Annotated in this window: 11 protein-coding genes; 7 read left to right on the top strand and 4 right to left on the bottom strand. The window is 71.3% G+C overall.

Annotated elements, in window-relative coordinates:
• Positions 1 to 136: 136 nt before the first annotated feature.
• Positions 137 to 850: a hypothetical protein gene (locus IPQ09_20835; protein ID MBL0196624.1), complete on the bottom strand. Its 714-nt coding sequence runs from the start codon at positions 848 to 850 to the stop codon at positions 137 to 139.
• A 281-nt stretch (positions 851 to 1,131) separates the two neighbouring features.
• On the opposite strand from IPQ09_20835, the gene pdhA reads away from it, so the two are divergent.
• From pdhA to IPQ09_20810, 5 genes are read left to right on the top strand one after another with little or no spacing between them, the layout of a single operon-like run.
• Complete coding sequence (gene pdhA / locus IPQ09_20830; protein ID MBL0196623.1) at positions 1,132 to 2,142, top strand: pyruvate dehydrogenase (acetyl-transferring) E1 component subunit alpha; 1,011 nt, start codon at positions 1,132 to 1,134, stop codon at positions 2,140 to 2,142.
• Between the two features lie 12 nt (positions 2,143 to 2,154).
• Positions 2,155 to 3,141, top strand: coding sequence for a pyruvate dehydrogenase complex E1 component subunit beta (locus IPQ09_20825; GenBank protein MBL0196622.1), 987 nt, complete (start codon positions 2,155 to 2,157; stop codon positions 3,139 to 3,141).
• Between the two features lies 1 nt (position 3,142).
• Entirely contained in the window at positions 3,143 to 4,513 is a 1,371-nt protein-coding gene (locus IPQ09_20820; protein MBL0196621.1) for a 2-oxo acid dehydrogenase subunit E2, read from the top strand.
• A 32-nt stretch (positions 4,514 to 4,545) separates the two neighbouring features.
• A complete protein-coding gene (locus IPQ09_20815; GenBank protein ID MBL0196620.1) occupies positions 4,546 to 5,532 on the top strand; it encodes an SUMF1/EgtB/PvdO family nonheme iron enzyme in 987 nt (328 codons plus the stop codon).
• A 34-nt stretch (positions 5,533 to 5,566) separates the two neighbouring features.
• Positions 5,567 to 6,481, top strand: a complete 915-nt coding sequence (locus tag IPQ09_20810; protein MBL0196619.1) for a metallophosphoesterase — start codon at positions 5,567 to 5,569, stop codon at positions 6,479 to 6,481.
• Between the two features lie 60 nt (positions 6,482 to 6,541).
• Here the strand turns inward: IPQ09_20810 and IPQ09_20805 are convergent, their stop codons facing one another.
• From IPQ09_20805 to IPQ09_20795, 3 genes are all read right to left on the bottom strand, one after another.
• Positions 6,542 to 7,681: an ester cyclase gene (locus IPQ09_20805; GenBank protein MBL0196618.1), complete on the bottom strand. Its 1,140-nt coding sequence runs from the start codon at positions 7,679 to 7,681 to the stop codon at positions 6,542 to 6,544.
• Between the two features lie 151 nt (positions 7,682 to 7,832).
• Positions 7,833 to 9,209, bottom strand: coding sequence for an ATP-dependent 6-phosphofructokinase (locus IPQ09_20800; GenBank protein MBL0196617.1), 1,377 nt, complete (start codon positions 9,207 to 9,209; stop codon positions 7,833 to 7,835).
• A 147-nt stretch (positions 9,210 to 9,356) separates the two neighbouring features.
• Positions 9,357 to 10,331 (bottom strand): RluA family pseudouridine synthase, encoded by a 975-nt coding sequence (locus IPQ09_20795; protein ID MBL0196616.1) that lies wholly within the window; start codon positions 10,329 to 10,331, stop codon positions 9,357 to 9,359.
• A gap of 278 nt (positions 10,332 to 10,609) precedes the next feature.
• On the opposite strand from IPQ09_20795, the gene IPQ09_20790 reads away from it, so the two are divergent.
• Together IPQ09_20790 and IPQ09_20785 are read left to right on the top strand one after the other, a co-directional pair.
• The gene (locus tag IPQ09_20790; GenBank protein MBL0196615.1) at positions 10,610 to 11,539 is read left to right on the top strand and encodes a response regulator; all 930 of its coding nucleotides are present in this window, start codon (positions 10,610 to 10,612) and stop codon (positions 11,537 to 11,539) included.
• A 113-nt stretch (positions 11,540 to 11,652) separates the two neighbouring features.
• Positions 11,653 to 14,529, top strand: coding sequence for a valine--tRNA ligase (locus IPQ09_20785; protein MBL0196614.1), 2,877 nt, complete (start codon positions 11,653 to 11,655; stop codon positions 14,527 to 14,529).
• The last annotated feature ends 39 nt before the right edge of the window (positions 14,530 to 14,568 follow it).

The following is a 14,568-nucleotide window of genomic DNA, read 5'->3' as shown; positions in this document are numbered from 1 at the left end:
GGCTGCGCCGAGGGTGCCCCAGCGGACGGCGCGGGCGTCGGCTCGCGGCGCGGTGGCTCCTTGCACGCGCCGAACACCAGCGCAGCGAGCACCCCGACCGCGGGCCACGCCGCGGGAGACCTAGGGTAGAGCCCCATCAGTCGCGCGACGCCAGCATCCCCTGCGTCCTGGTCGGCGTGGAGGCCGCGGCCGCGACCTTCGCCGCGGGCGCAGCGCACACGCTCGGGGTGGCCGCCATGCCCTGGCAGCGGCTCATCGCCACGGCGGCGCCCGTCACGTCGCCGCGCTCGGCCCGGAGGCGAGAGAGCGCCGCGTAGGCCTGCGGGCTCCCCATGAGGTCCTTCTGAGCGAGCTTGTCGAGCGTCGCGAGCGCCTGGCCGTGGAGGTGCGCGATGTGCGACATCGCCTCTCCTAGGTCGGCCTGGAGCGACGGCTCGTTCGGGCGCGACGCGTCGATCTCCTTCAACGACTGGACCGCCCACTCGAGGTTCGCGGCCCGGGTCCACCCCTGCCCCGCGGCGCCGGGGACGTTGCCGTCGGCGCGCACGACGGCGAGCGCGAACACGCGGAGCGCGCGGGTCTCGAGCGGGCGGCGGCCGCCCTCGAGCGCCCGGACGCTAGGGAACATGCTGAACACCTTGTTGGCGGCTGCTAGCGGCTGGTTCTGCTCCAGCGCGTGCTCCGCGGCGGCCACCTCGAGGACGGGGTTCGGGGCCGGCTTGACCTCCTTGTGGGGGCGCGGCATGGCGAGGTTCACGGACATCCCGCAGGCCGTGGCCGAGGTCGGCGCGGCGAAGGAGGCGACGGTGAGCGCGGCGGCGGCGAGGGCGAGGGCGCGAGGCGACTTCATGGTGGGCTCCGGGGCGAGGTGCTGTCTGGTACGTGCGAGCGAGCGAGAAGTTGGGTGGGTGGCGCGATTTTTTCAGAACGCCGGGGCCCGGCGGAGAAGTTCGCGGCGCCATCCCGGCGACTACGACTCCGACCACCGTCCGTCGCTGAGGTTCCCGCCTTCGTGACCCGCCCGGACGATTATTTCGGATGGCGCACAGCGTCATACCTTCGCCCTGAAGTCGCGCCGGGAGTGTGAGCACTTGACCCCCGCCTCACCCTCCGGCGAGCGTAGGACCGACCATGAGCGATTCCTCACCGCCAAGCCCGCCGGTGCCGGCCCCCACGCCGGCGCACCTGACAGCCCTCTATCGCCAGATGCGCCTCATCCGACGCCTGGAGGAGGAGGCCGCCCGCGCCTACGCGCAGGGAAAGATCGGGGGGTTCTTGCACCTCTACATCGGCCAGGAGGCCGTCGCGGTCGGCGCCTGCGCGGCCCTCCAGCCGGGCGACTACGTCGTCACGACGTACCGCGACCACGGCATCGCCATCGCCAAGGGAATGAGCGCGCGGGCCATGATGGCGGAGCTCTTCGGGAAGAGCACCGGCTGCTCGCAGGGGCTCGGCGGCTCGATGCACATGTTCGACGCCAAGAACGGCATGCTGGGCGGCCACGGCATCGTGGGAGCCCACATCCCGCTGGGGGCCGGCGCGGCGTTCGCGTCGAAGTACCGCGGCGACGGTCGCGTGACCCTCTGCCTCTACGGCGAGGGCGCCGTGTCGATCGGGGGCTTCCACGAGGGCGTCTCGCTGGCCGCGCTGTGGAAGCTCCCCATCGTGTTCATTTGCGAGAACAACGAGTACTCGATGGGCACGCCGCTCTCGCGCAGCATGTCCGTCGAGGACACCTCGCAGAAGGCCCTCGGCTACGGGGTCGTGCGCGACCGCTTCTTCGCCGACGACGTGAACCTCGTCGAGCATCGGATCCGCGCCGCGGTCGACCGCGCGCGCGAGCTGTCACAGCCGACGATCGTCGAGGTCCGGACCTACCGGTTCCGGGGCCACAGCATGAGCGATCCGGCGCGCTACCGCACGGCCACGGAGGTGGAGGGGCACAAGGAGCGTGATCCGCTCTTCCGCGCGCGACACGAGCTCACGGTCGCGTTGGGCGCCCAGGGCGAGGCCCAGGTCGACGCGCTCGACGCCGAGGTCGAGGCCGAGGTGCTCGACGCGGTGAAGTTCGCCGAGGACAGCCCAGAGCCAGACCCGAGCGTGCTCGCGCCCACCACGTACACGGGCCCCTTCGCCGCCTGAGAGGACCAAGCCATGCGAACCTTGCGTTACCGAGAGGCGCTCCGCGAAGCCATGATCGAGGAGATGGAGCGCGACGAGCGCGTGTTTCTGATGGGCGAAGAGGTCGGCCACTACCAGGGCGCCTACAAGGTGTCCGAGGGCATGCTCGAGCGCTTCGGAGCCAAGCGCGTCATCGACACCCCGATCGCCGAGTGCGGCTTCGCGGGCATCGGCGTCGGCGCAGCGATGGTGGGCCTCCGCCCGATCATCGAGTTCATGACGTGGAACTTCTCGGCGGTCGCCTTCGACCAAATCCTGAACGGTGCCGCGAAGATTCGACAGATGTCGGGAGGGCAGTTCAGCTGCCCCATCGTCTTCCGCGGCCCCAACGGGAGCGCCCGCCAGGTGGGGAGCCAGCACTCGCACTCGATGGAGCACTTCTACGCGACCGTGCCCGGGTTGAAGGTCGTGGCCCCCGCCACACCGGCCGACGCGAAGGGCCTCATGAAGGCGGCGATCCGAGACGACGATCCCGTGCTCTTCATGGAGTCCGAGACCCTCTACTCGGTGAAGGGCGAGGTGCCCGACGACCTCGACGCCCTCGAGCTCGGCAAGGCGCTCGTCGTCCGTCCCGGGACGCACTGCACCGTGGTCAGCTACTCGCGCATGACCCACGTCGCGCTCGAGGCCGCTGCGGCGCTGGCTGCCGACGGGATCGACGTCGAGGTCGTCGACCTTCGCTCCCTCCGCCCGCTCGACGAAGAGACCGTCGTGCGCTCGGTCAAGAAGACCCACCGGTGCGTCGTCGTGCACGAGGGCTGGCCGTACGGCGGCGTCGGCGCGGAGGTCGCCGACCGCGTGCAGCGCCTCGCGTTCGACTCCCTCGACGCGCCGATCCTGAGGGTCGCGCAGCTCGACGTGCCGATGCCGTACAACGCGAAGCTCGAGCAAGAGGTGCTGCCGCAGCCCGAGCGGGTCGTGGCCACCGTGAAGCGCGTCGTCACGCGCGGGAGAGGCTGAGATGGCGAAGATCCTGGAGATGCCGAAGCTTTCGCCCACGATGGAAGAGGGCGTGCTCTCGGCCTGGCACAAGAAGACGGGCGACGCGGTCGCGATCGACGACCTCCTCGCCGAGGTCGAGACCGACAAGGCGACGATGGAGTTCCGCGCCTTCGACGCCGGGACGCTGCTCGCCCTGCTGGTCGACGCGGGCGCCCAGGTGCGGCTCGGTCAGCCCGTGGCGATCGTCGGCATCGCTGGCGAGGACATCGCGGGCCTCCTCGCGACCCTCGGCGCGGCGCCCCGCGGAGCTGCGCCGGCCGCCGCGCCGCTGCCCGCGCCCGCGGCTCCCGCGCCCGCGCCTGCGCCGGCCCCCGTGCCGGTCGCGTCGGCGCCAGCCGCTCCGGCGACGAGCGGAGGCTTCAGGCCGGGCGGCTCGGCGCTCGATCGCACGTCCCAGGAGCCCGAACACGGGGACGACGGCGAGACCGGCCGCGTGCTGGCTTCGCCGTATGTGAGGAAGCTCGCGCGTGACCGCGGCCTGGCACTCGACCAGGTGCGCGCGAGCGGCAAGCACGGCCGCGTGCTCCCGGAGGACCTGGAGGCCGCCGCGACGACGGCGCTCGCGGCAGCGCCCCTCGCGCTCGCTGGGCCCGCCTCGCCTGCAAGCTCGGCCCTCGCCCCACCCGAGGTGCGACCGCTCTCACCGATGCGACGGACGATCGCGCGCAGGCTCGTCGAATCGAAGAGCACCGTCCCGCACTTCTACCTCACCATCGACGTGGACGCGGCGCCCCTGTCGGCGCTCCGCGAGTCGGTCAACGCCCGCCTGGCCGAGGCCGCGGCCGGCAAGGAGGGCGCGGCCACGAAACTCAGCGTCAACGACCTCCTGATCAAGGCGGTCGCGCTCGCGCTCGCGCGTGTGCCGGAGTGCAACGCCCAGTTCTCCGACGAGGGCCTGCTCGTGCACTCGCGCGTCGACATTTCGGTGGCGGTCGCCGTGCCCGACGGCCTCGTCACGCCGGTGGTGCGCGACGCGGACAAGAAGAGCGTCGCGGCCATCGCGGCCGAGGTGCGCGAGCTCGCGCGACGCGCGCGCGCGAGGAAGCTCCGCCCCGAGGAGATGTCGAACGGCACCTTCTCGATCTCGAACCTTGGGATGTTCGGGATCGACACGTTCTCCGCCGTCATCAACCCACCGGAAGGCGCGATCCTCGCGGTGGGTCGCGTGCGCGACGAGCCCGTCGTCGTCGACGGGGCGGTGGTCCCGGGCAAGCGCCTCGGCATGACGCTCTCCTGCGATCATCGCGTGATCGACGGCGCGGTGGGGGCGGCGTTCCTCGCGGAGCTGCGCGCGCTCCTCGAGGCGCCGATGCTCGTGCTCGCGGGATGAGCCTCACGCCCGGGCCTGCTACGCTGCGGAGGATGAGGTCTCGCGGAGCAGTCTCGGTCGTGGCGCTCGCGTGCGCCGCGGTGCTCGGCGGACCCGAGCCGTGGGCGCACGCCGGGCTCGCCTCGTGGACCACGGCGCTGCCCGAGGCGCCGGCCGCTCGCGCGGAGCGACGCGGTGTCGTGATCCTCGCGGTCCCCGTTTCGCCCCGGGTGCGCATCCCGGGCGGGCGCTTCTTGATGGGCTCGTCGCCGGTCGAAATGAAGCTCGCGCAGATCTCCTGCCAGACCGAGATCCTCCGCGACCGCTGCAGCGAGATCGCCTTCCTGTTCCGTGCCGAGGGTCAGCTGCACGAGGTGCACCTCACGCCGTACGACCTCGACCGGAGCGAGGTCACCGTCGCCGACTTCGGCCGGTGTGTCGCGGCGGGCCGGTGCGCGCGCCCGGGCTTCGAGGCCTCGGATGCGCGCTTCGCGAGACCGCGGCTCCCGGTGACCCACGTGTCCTGGGAGGCGGCGAGCACGTACTGCGCCTTCGCCGGCGGCAGGCTCCCCACCGAGGCCGAGTGGGAGTTTGCCGCGCGCGGCCCCGAGGGTCGCCGCTACCCGTGGGGGCGTGTGTGGAATCCGCACCTCGCCAACCACGGGGCGTTCGCGCCCGATCCCACCGACGCCACGGACGGCTTCGTGGGCCTCGCCGAGGTGGGCTCGTTCCCGGACGGGGCGACGCCGCAAGGGGTGCTCGACCTCGCGGGGAACGCGGGCGAGTGGGTCTCCGATTTTTACGACATCGACGGCAACGGCCACGGCTACAGCGGCGCCGAAGAGACGAACCCCAAGGGCCCCGCTACGGGCGGTCGCCACGTGGTCCGCGGCGGTTCCTTCCGAGAGGGGCCTGCGTTCCTGCGCGGCGCCGCGCGGGGGACGACGCTCCTGCACCAGAGCCCCGAGGTTGGCTTCCGCTGCGCGTACGACGTCGGCGCGCCTCCCGCGCCCGCCCCGCGTCTCACTCGCGCGAAGTGACCACGGCGGCCGCGCGTGCAGTAGTGTGCACCGGGTGAAAGTCGCTCACCTCTCCGACCTCCACGTGCTCGATCTCGCGGGCGTCTCCCCGCTCGCGTACGCGAACAAGCGCCTGCTCGGCTACGCGAACCTCCGCTTCAAGCGCAACCACCAGCACCGGTCGCAGACGGCCGCCGCGCTCATGCGCGAGGTGCGCCGCGCCGCAGTCGATCACGTCGTCATCACGGGCGATCTCACGAACCTGGCGCTGGAGCCGGAGTTTCGGGCGGTGCTCCGCATGCTGCGCGACGAGCTCGGGCTGCCTCCGTCGCAGGTGAGCCTCGTGCCGGGCAACCACGACACCTACGTGCGCGACGTGCGCATGCTCCCGTTCGAGCGCATGTATGCAGAATACACGAGCAGCGATCTCCCGGAGCACTCGCTGGCGCTCGCCGGAGGGCGCTTCCCGTTCGTCCGCGTGCGCGGACCGCTCGCGATCGTCGGGCTCTCGAGCGCGGTGCCTCGGCCGCCGTTCATCGCGGCGGGGCGGCTGGGAGGCGCGCAGCGCCGCGCGCTCGACGCGATCCTCGCGCATCCGAGCGTACGCGACAAGACGCCGGTCGTGCTGGTGCATCACCCGACGTATCCGCCGCGCTCGTCGCTGAAGGCCGTGCTGGAGAGTCTGCACGACGGCGCGGAGCTCGAGCACGCGCTGAAGAGCGCGCGGCCCTCCGTCGTCCTGCACGGCCACCTGCATCGGCGGCTCGTGCGCCGAGCGAGCGCGCGCACCCGCCCCACGGTGATTGGGGCCACGAGCGCGTCGCTTCACCACGAAGACGCCGATCGCATGGCGGGCTTCAACGTGTACACGTTCGCGGAAGACGGCGCGCTGACCGAGCTCAGCGCCCAGGTCTTCGACCCGCAGGACGGCTCTTTCACGAGGCGCGAGATCCCCGAGTACGTCTGGTGAGACGGCTCGCTCGGGGGCTCGCGACGCGCGCCCCGGCGAACACCGCGGCGTTCGACCGGGCTACTTCTTCGGCGCCGGCTTCGCGGCGGGCTTGGCTGGCGCAGGCTTGGCCGCGGGGATCGGCGCGGCTCTCGGCGCAGCCTTCGGAGGCGACAGCTGCGCGTTCATCTCCATGTCGTTGCCGTAGGTGATGGCGCGCACGATCTTGTCCGAGCTGTCGAGCTGGACGAGGTTCAGCTCGTGGATGACCACGGGGCGACGGGTGGGCCGGGCGCCCATGTAGAGGCCCTTGTTCGTGCCCGCGTAGGTCCCCTCTTCGATGACCCAGTCGCCCATGCCCCACGACGCCTCGGTGGTGGTCTTCGCGTCGGGGAAGGCCACCGAGAGCATCTTGAAGTACTTTTGCACCGCGACCTTGCCCTTGGCGGGCTCGAGCATCGTGAGGTCGTCCCAGCTCGCCTCGTCGGTGAGCATCGTGAGCCACTTCTTCTCGTCCTTCGCCTCCCAGGTCTGGTTGATGAGGGCGAGCGTCGCGATATTGTGCTCCTCCTCCTTCGTCCCCTGCGCGGTGATCACCTGCGGCGCGCCCGTCGGGAGGGCCGGCACCGCGCGGTTCTTCTCTTTCGTCGCGCCGACCTGAGAGGCCACGACCGCGGCGTTCCAGTAGGTGTGCTCTTCCTGGATGGTGCCATCCTCGTTGAAGCGCACCACGCTCGCGCCGGCCCAACCCACCGGCTTGCCGCTGGCCTTGATGCCCATGAACTCGCCAGAGTGCGTGGCGTTCAGCACCCACTCGGTGATGACGACCTCGCCCTTCGAGAAGACCCGCAGCTCCCCCATCTTGATGTGGGAGAACGAGGCGAAGTGCTGAGCGAGCGCCTTCTCGATACCGGCTCGCCCAGTGGCGTCGGGCATGCCCGGCACCTTGATGACCGCCGCCTCGGCGTAGAAGCTCGCGGCCTTCTTCGCGTCGCCCGCCGCGAAAGCCTCCGCGAGGCCTTTCCCGGCGGCCTGCTGGAGCTCGGCCAGAGACTTCTTCGGCGGCGGCAGCGGGGGATCGGCGGGCGGCGGCGGCGGGGCTACGGTCACCGGGGGCGGCGGCGGCGGCGGCGGCGGCAGCGGGGGCAGGGGCTCCGCCCCGCAGCCGATGGAGAGCGCAACGCCCTGCAAGAAGAGCCCGACCAGAACCTTGTTTCGCATGAGCATCCCCTCCTCGTGTCTCGTGTCGTCTCGTGTCTCTGTATTCGTGTCTCGTGTCTCGTGTCTCTGTATTCGTGTCTCGCGGCGACCCCGCCTCTGGCGTGGCCCGCGACCGCGCAGGGTGGCGCCGCGGTGGACCCGCGTCAAGACGTCAGTCGAGCACCGCGACCGGGAATTCGCTGCTCCGGCTCGTGCCCCGCGCGCGGAGGGGCGGCTGCCCGGTGGTCTCGGTCACGGCGAGCCAGAGGTCGCCGTCGGGATCGATGCACTTGCGCTGGCTCGTGACCACCGAGAGCGGCACGTGGGTGAAGATGCGGTGCGTGCGCCCGACGATGATGCCCGTCTTGCCGGCCATGCCCGCGTGCACGGCGTGCCGGGCGAGCGCATCACAGAAGATCGAGTCCTGAGCGTTCGCGGGCACGCTGCGGATCATGTAGCTCGGATCGATGTATTTTACAGTGACATCGCGCCCGACGCGAGAGAAGTGCTGCGTGATCGCGTCTCGCAAGCGCGGACCGACGTCGATGTCCCCCGCGCTGCCGTAGCGCACGTTGCCGGAGGCATCGCGGGCGGCGTGCTCGGGGGGGAGGAGGCCCATGTTGGGGCCACACCCCTCGGCCACGACGATGAGGGCGTGGGCGCGCGATTGGAGGCGCTGCTCGAGCTCGGCGAACAGCCCTTCGGGGCCCTCCAGGTCGTAGTGGACCTCCGGCAGCAGGCAATAGTTCACGTCGCGGCTGGCCAGCGCGGCGGCGGCGGCGATGAACCCCGAGTCGCGCCCCATGAGCTTCACGATGCCCACGCCGTTGCGGGCGCCGATGGCCTCCGTGTGCGCGGCGTCGACGGCCAACCGAGCGAGCTCGACCGCGGTGTCGAAGCCGAAGGTCTTGTCGACGAACGCCACGTCGTTGTCGACCGTCTTCGGGACGCCGATGACCGCGATCGACAGTCCGCGCCGTTCGACCTCGAGCTCGATCGCCCGCGCGCCGCGCTGCGTGCCGTCGCCGCCTATCGCGAAGAGGATGTCGACCCCGTCGCGGACCAGAGTGTCGACCATCACGCCCACGTCGCGCCTGCCGCGTGAGAGCCCGAGGAAGCTGCCGCCCTGGCGGTGGATGTGCGCGACCTGGTCGGGCCCGAGCTCCATCGGGCGGAGCCCCGACGCGGGGTCGAGCCCTTGGTAGCCGTAGCGGTAGCCGATGACGCGGCGCACGCGGTACTTGTGGTGGAGCTGGAGCACCATCGAGCGGATGACGTTGTTGATGCCCGGGCAGAGCCCGCCGCAGGTCACGATCGCTGCGGTCGTGTACGAGGGCTCGAAGAAGATTTCCTCACGGGGCCCCGCCTTCTCGAGGAGGAGAGACTGGGGGGGCTCGCCGCCCTCGACCATCTCCACGTTGAGCAGCACGCGGGCGCCATCCTTCACGTAGTCGGCGACCTCGTCGCCAGGGATCGTCGACAACCCGAGGCCAGAGGGGACGGTGCGGGCGCCGAGGGTCCTCACGACGAGGTCTTGCTGGGTGATCATGGGCACGGAGCGTGTGTTGACCGCGAACCGATGGGCCTGTCAACCTCTCGCTGACACACGAAGAGCCCGAGCCCTCCGGGGTCGCCTCGGCCCAGCCCTCGCCCCATCGGGCGGCCGCGACCCGCTTCAAACCATGAATCTTGTTTGCTATTCTTCGAAGCGCGCGCGAGGCCCCGCCGCGCGCCGGGGCTCCGCGGGCGGCTCGAGCCGCGCCACCGTCTCGACGAAATCGGCGGGCGGTGTGCTCTTGAAGAGGCACGGCTCGGCGGTCTTGGGGTGCTCGAACCCGAGCTCGGCCGCGTGGAGCATGAGGCGCGCGCCCGGCACCTGGGGGCCGGTGTAGCCACGGATGTAGACCCGCTCGCCGACCAGGGGGTGGCCGTCCTCGGAGAGGTGCACTCGGATCTGGTGGGTGCGCCCGGTCTCGAGGCGGCACGACACCCAGGTGGCGTCCGCGAGGTGCCGGAGCACCTCCACATGGGTCACGCTCCGCTGACCGCCCGTGGCCCGCGCCATGCCCCGCTGTCGCTCGGCGCTGCCTCGCAGACCGTCGCCGCGGTCTTGCAGGATGTGGCTCACCACGGTCTTGGAGGAGGCGCGCCCCTGCACGAGCGCGTCGTAGCGCCGGTGCACCGTGTGGGCGCGAAACTGGGCCGTGAGGCTCTCTTTGGCGAGCCACGTGCGCGTGAACACCACGAGACCGCTCGTCTCCTTGTCGATGCGATGCACGACGCCGAGGTTCGGGCGCCCCGGCCGCTGCGACGTGCGCGACAGGTAGGCGCGGACGCGCTCGTCGAGCGTTCCGGTCTCGCTGTCGTCGTACGGCACGGTGCTGATGCCCGCCGGCTTCTCGACGACCACGACGTGCGCGTCGACGTACACGATGGCGTCGCCGGGCAGATCGGTCGTGCGCGGGCGCCGAGCGGCCTCGTCGAACGCGACGACGCTGCCGCGGCGCACCCGACGGAGGCCGTCGGTCACCAGGGCTCCGTCCAGGGTGATCTTGCCCCCCTCGACGCTCTTCCGGGCCTTGCCCCAGGTCAGGTTGAACAGCGCGCGCACGACGCCGTCGAGGGCGTGGCCCTCGAGCTCGGCAGGGACCTCATGGTGGACGGGGGGCACGCCCCATCATGCGCCGTCCCGGCGGCGCGCGCCCAGGAAACCGGAGGTGAGCCCCGGGTCCGAACCAAGGTCGATGGGCCCCGAACCGAAGGCGAGGTGTCGCCACGCGCCGCCGCGCCGCCCGCGCCTGGCCCGCCCGCGCCAGCTGAAAATGACACCCTTCGGGCAGCAAGCTTGACACCATCCCGAGAACGTCGAGACAATCGCCCGTCCGATTGGCGTGCGAAGGGTCCACCGAGGCCCCGCGCCACCTTCTCTCGTATCCCGAGGAGCCCCCCGTGCCCAAGACTCTGCTTGCCGTCGACGACAGCGCCACCATGCGCAAGGTGCTCGAAATCACCTTCAGCGGTGAGGATTTCAAGGTCGTCGCGGCCGACGGGGCCGCCTCGGCCTCGCGGCTCGCGGAGAGCCCCGCGGCCATCGTGCTCGACACCGTGCTCGGCGCCGACGACGGGTACGCGCTGGCCCGCGAGCTCCGCCAGGCCCACCCTAACGCGGCCATCGTGCTGCTCGCGAGCCGGTATCACCCCTACGACCAGGGCCGCGGCCGCGACGCGGGCGCCGACGACTTCGCCGACAAGCCCTTCGACACGCAGCAGCTCATCGACAAGGTCAAGAAGGCCATCGCCACCCGCGAGGCCTCGCCCGCGGCCGCCGCGCCGGCCGCCGCGATCTCGCGACCGGCCGCCGCCGGGCTCGGCAAGTCCACGCAGCCCTCGCTCGGCGGGGAGGTGCGCAAGAACGCGACGCTCATCTTCGGCGATCAAGTGCCCCTCTCGCCGGGCGCTGCGCCCGCTCCCGCGCCGCCCGCCGCCGCGGCACCGCCCGCGCCGCCCACGCCCGCTCCCGCGCCGCGCGCAGCGGCCCCGGTCGCCGCGGCTCCTGCGCCTGCGCCTGCGCCTGCTCCTGCTCCTGCGCCTGCTCCACAGCGCTCCCCCGCTCCGGCGCGCGCCGAGCCCATGGGCACGGCCACCTTCGTGACGGGGGCGCCCGAGTTCACGGCCGCCCCCGCGGCGGCCACGAGCCCCCTCGCTGCCCAGGTGAACGGGCAGCTCGCACCGAAGCTCGAAGGCCTCGGCCTCAGCGCGGCCCAAGCCGACGCGGTGCTCGCGCTCTCGCGCGAGATCGTCGAGCGCGTCGTCTGGGAGGTCGTCCCTCAGCTCGCTGAGACCCTCATCAAGGAAGAGATCGCGCGCCTCACGCGCTGAGCTCGCTGGCTCACGGGCTCCACGCCGTCCGCTCGCGCGAAACACGCGCAGCTGGGCGGCGCGCCTCATTTTGGGCGTTGGTAGGGAAATCGGCCCGGAGTAGTAAGGGGGGCATGATCGACGACACGCAGCCCCTCCCCTCCGCCGACCCCAGCGCGCCAGGCGACGCGCGTGGAGGCGCCGTCCCCGACCTCACCCGCGGATACGAGCCCCGCGAGGTCGAGGCGCGGTGGTTCGCCTTTTGGGAGGCCGAGGGGGTCTTCCACGCCGAGGAGGGCGCGGGCGACACGCGCCCCGTCTACTGCGTGCCCATGCCGCCACCGAACGTGACCGGCTCGCTCCACATGGGCCACGCGCTCATGACCACGCTGGAAGACGTGCTCGTCCGCAAGAAGCGCATGGACGGCTTCAACGTGCTCTACCAGCCAGGGATCGACCACGCGGGCATCGCCACCCAGACCGTGGTGGAGCGGCAGCTCGCGCGCGATGGCAAGACGCGCTTCGACCTCGGGCGCGAGGAGTTCGAGAAGCGCATCTGGGCGTGGAAGGCCACGAGCGGCGGGCGCATCGCCGAGCAGCAGCGCGTGCTCGGTGCCTCGGCCGACTGGAAGCGCTCCAAGTTCACGATGGACGCCGACCAGAACGTGGCCGTGCGCGAGGCCTTCGTGCGCCTCTTCGAGGAGGGCCTCATTTACCGGGCGACCCGGCTCATCAACTGGGATCCCGTGCTGCGCACCTCGCTCTCCGACCTCGAGGTGGACCACGAAGAGAACAACGGCGAGCTGTTCGAGTTCGCCTACAAGGTGATCGGCAGCGACGACGAGCTCGTGGTGGCGACCACCCGCCCCGAGACCATGCTCGGCGACACCGCGGTAGCCGTGCACCCCGACGATCCTCGGTACACGCACCTGCACGGCAAGCGCCTCGCCCACCCGTTCGCGGAGCGCACGATCCCCGTCATTTGCGACGCCATCCTCGTCGACCCGAAGTTCGGGACCGGCGCGGTGAAGGTGACGCCTGCGCACGACTTCAACGACTTCGCGACCGGCAAGCGGCACGGGCTCGAGGAGATAAACCTCCTCCACCTCGACGGCACCATGAACGAGAACGCCGGCGCCTTCAGCGGCCTGCCGCGCGAGCGGGCGCGCACCGCCGTGAAGAAGGCGCTCGACGAGAAGGGCCTCGTGCGCGGCACGAAGCAGCACCGCCTCACCGTGCCGAAGAGCCAGCGCTCCGGCACGGTCGTCGAGCCCATGCTCTCCACGCAGTGGTTCGTGAAGATGGACGGCATGGCCGAGCGGGCGCTCGCCGCGGTGGCCTCCAGCGAGACCACCATCGTGCCCGATGAGTGGCGCAAGACCTACGACCACTTCCTTGAAAACATTCAAGATTGGTGTATCTCGCGGCAGCTCTGGTGGGGCCACCAGATCCCCGCGTGGCACGGCCCCGACGGCGCGATCCGCGTCGCGCGGGAGCGCCCCGCGGAGTGTGGCGAGGGGTGGACCCAGGACCCTGACGTGCTCGACACCTGGTTCTCGAGCGCGCTCTGGCCGTTCGCCACGCTCGGCTGGCCGGAGAAGACCCCGCTGCTCGACAAGTTCTACCCCGCGAGCGATCTAGAGACGGGCTACGACATTCTCTTCTTCTGGGTCGCGCGCATGATGATGTTCGGGATCCATTTCATGGGCCGCGCGCCCTTCTCACGCGTGCTGCTCCATGGACTCATCGTCGACGAGACCGGCGACAAGATGAGCAAGGTGAAGGGCAACGTCATCGACCCGCTCGACCTCGTGTACGGCGCCACCTTCGCCGAGGTGATGGAGAAGACGCTGCCCGGCGCGCCGAAGGACGAGGCCTTCGCCAAGTTCAAGAAGGCCTATCCGTCCGCGGCGACGATGGAGTCGGGATTCCCTGCGTACGGCGCCGACGCGCTCCGCTTCACGCTCACCACCTTCCCGCCCAGCAACAAGCGCATCGCCCTCGCGCCGAAGCGCATCGAGGGATATCGCCACTTCGTGAACAAGGTGTGGAACGCGACGCGGCTCTCGCTCGAGCTGCTCGGCGACTACGTGCCCGACGCGCCCGACGCGCCGGCGACGGCGCTCGGCCCCTACGACGCGTGGATCCTCTCGCGGCTGGCCCACGCGTCGGAGATCGCGCACGCCGGCATCGAGGCGTTCCGCGTCGACGAGGCGTCGAACGAGCTCTACCGATTCTTCTGGTACGACTTCTGCGACTGGTACCTCGAGATCGTGAAGCCCACGCTGCGCGCCGCCACCGGCGAGGCGTCGGCGAGCGAGGCGGTCCGTGGCGCCCGCGCGACGCTCTACCGCGTGCTCGAGGCCTCGCTCCGGCTCCTTCACCCGATGATGCCCTACGTCACCGAAGAGCTGTGGCAGCGCCTCCCCGGCGCGAAGCCCACCCGCTCGATCGCGCTGGCGCCGACGCCGCGCGCGGGCGTGGTGGCGAACGTCGACGCGAAGGCCGACACCGACATGGCGGTCCTGCAGGCCGTGGTGGTCGCCGCCCGCACCATCCGCAGCGAGCACGAGGTGCACCCGGCCGCCGAGGTGAAGCTCTCGCTCCGCTGCGCGTCGGTGGAGGTCCGCGCGCTGCTCGCGGCGCGCTGGCCGGCCATCCGCGTGCTCGTGAAGACCGACAAGGAGGCCGCGCCGTCGGTGGAGGCCCCCGGCGGCCCGCGCCCGAAGGGCACGATGGCGAGCGTGGTGCCGCACGAGGGTGGCGCCATCGAGGTGCTCGTCGATCTCTCCGGGCACGTCACGCGGGCGAAGGAGCTCGAGCGCATCGCCCGCGAGCAGAAGCGCATCGACAAGGACCTCTCGGCCATCGAAAAGAAGCTCGGCTCCAAAGCGTTCGCCGAGAAGGCGCCCAAGGAGGTGGTCGACGAGGCGCACGGGCAGAAGAAAGCCCTGCTCGACGCGAAGGCCCGGCTGGAGGAGGCGCGGGCGCTCGCGGAAGAGCTGGACTGACCCACTGCGAGCCCGCGCGAAGGCAGGGGGCCTGCTTCG

Source organism: Myxococcales bacterium (assembly GCA_016720545.1).
Lineage (GTDB): Bacteria > Myxococcota_A > Polyangia > Polyangiales > Polyangiaceae > JAAFHV01.
The sequence above is the reverse complement of the archived record's forward strand: the minus strand, read 5'-3'. Positions and strand labels throughout refer to the sequence as shown.

What these genes read in the sequence shown, in the direction of transcription:
- IPQ09_20835 (MBL0196624.1), bottom strand. Translation starts at nt 850, where the DNA reads ATGAAGTCGCCTCGCGCCCTCGCCCTCGCCGCCGCCGCGCTCACCGTC.
- IPQ09_20815 (MBL0196620.1), top strand. Translation starts at nt 4,546, where the DNA reads ATGAGGTCTCGCGGAGCAGTCTCGGTCGTGGCGCTCGCGTGCGCCGCG.
- IPQ09_20820 (MBL0196621.1), top strand. Translation starts at nt 3,143, where the DNA reads ATGGCGAAGATCCTGGAGATGCCGAAGCTTTCGCCCACGATGGAAGAG.
- IPQ09_20800 (MBL0196617.1), bottom strand. Translation starts at nt 9,209, where the DNA reads ATGATCACCCAGCAAGACCTCGTCGTGAGGACCCTCGGCGCCCGCACC.
- IPQ09_20825 (MBL0196622.1), top strand. Translation starts at nt 2,155, where the DNA reads ATGCGAACCTTGCGTTACCGAGAGGCGCTCCGCGAAGCCATGATCGAG.
- IPQ09_20785 (MBL0196614.1), top strand. Translation starts at nt 11,653, where the DNA reads ATGATCGACGACACGCAGCCCCTCCCCTCCGCCGACCCCAGCGCGCCA.
- pdhA (MBL0196623.1), top strand. Translation starts at nt 1,132, where the DNA reads ATGAGCGATTCCTCACCGCCAAGCCCGCCGGTGCCGGCCCCCACGCCG.
- IPQ09_20805 (MBL0196618.1), bottom strand. Translation starts at nt 7,681, where the DNA reads ATGCGAAACAAGGTTCTGGTCGGGCTCTTCTTGCAGGGCGTTGCGCTC.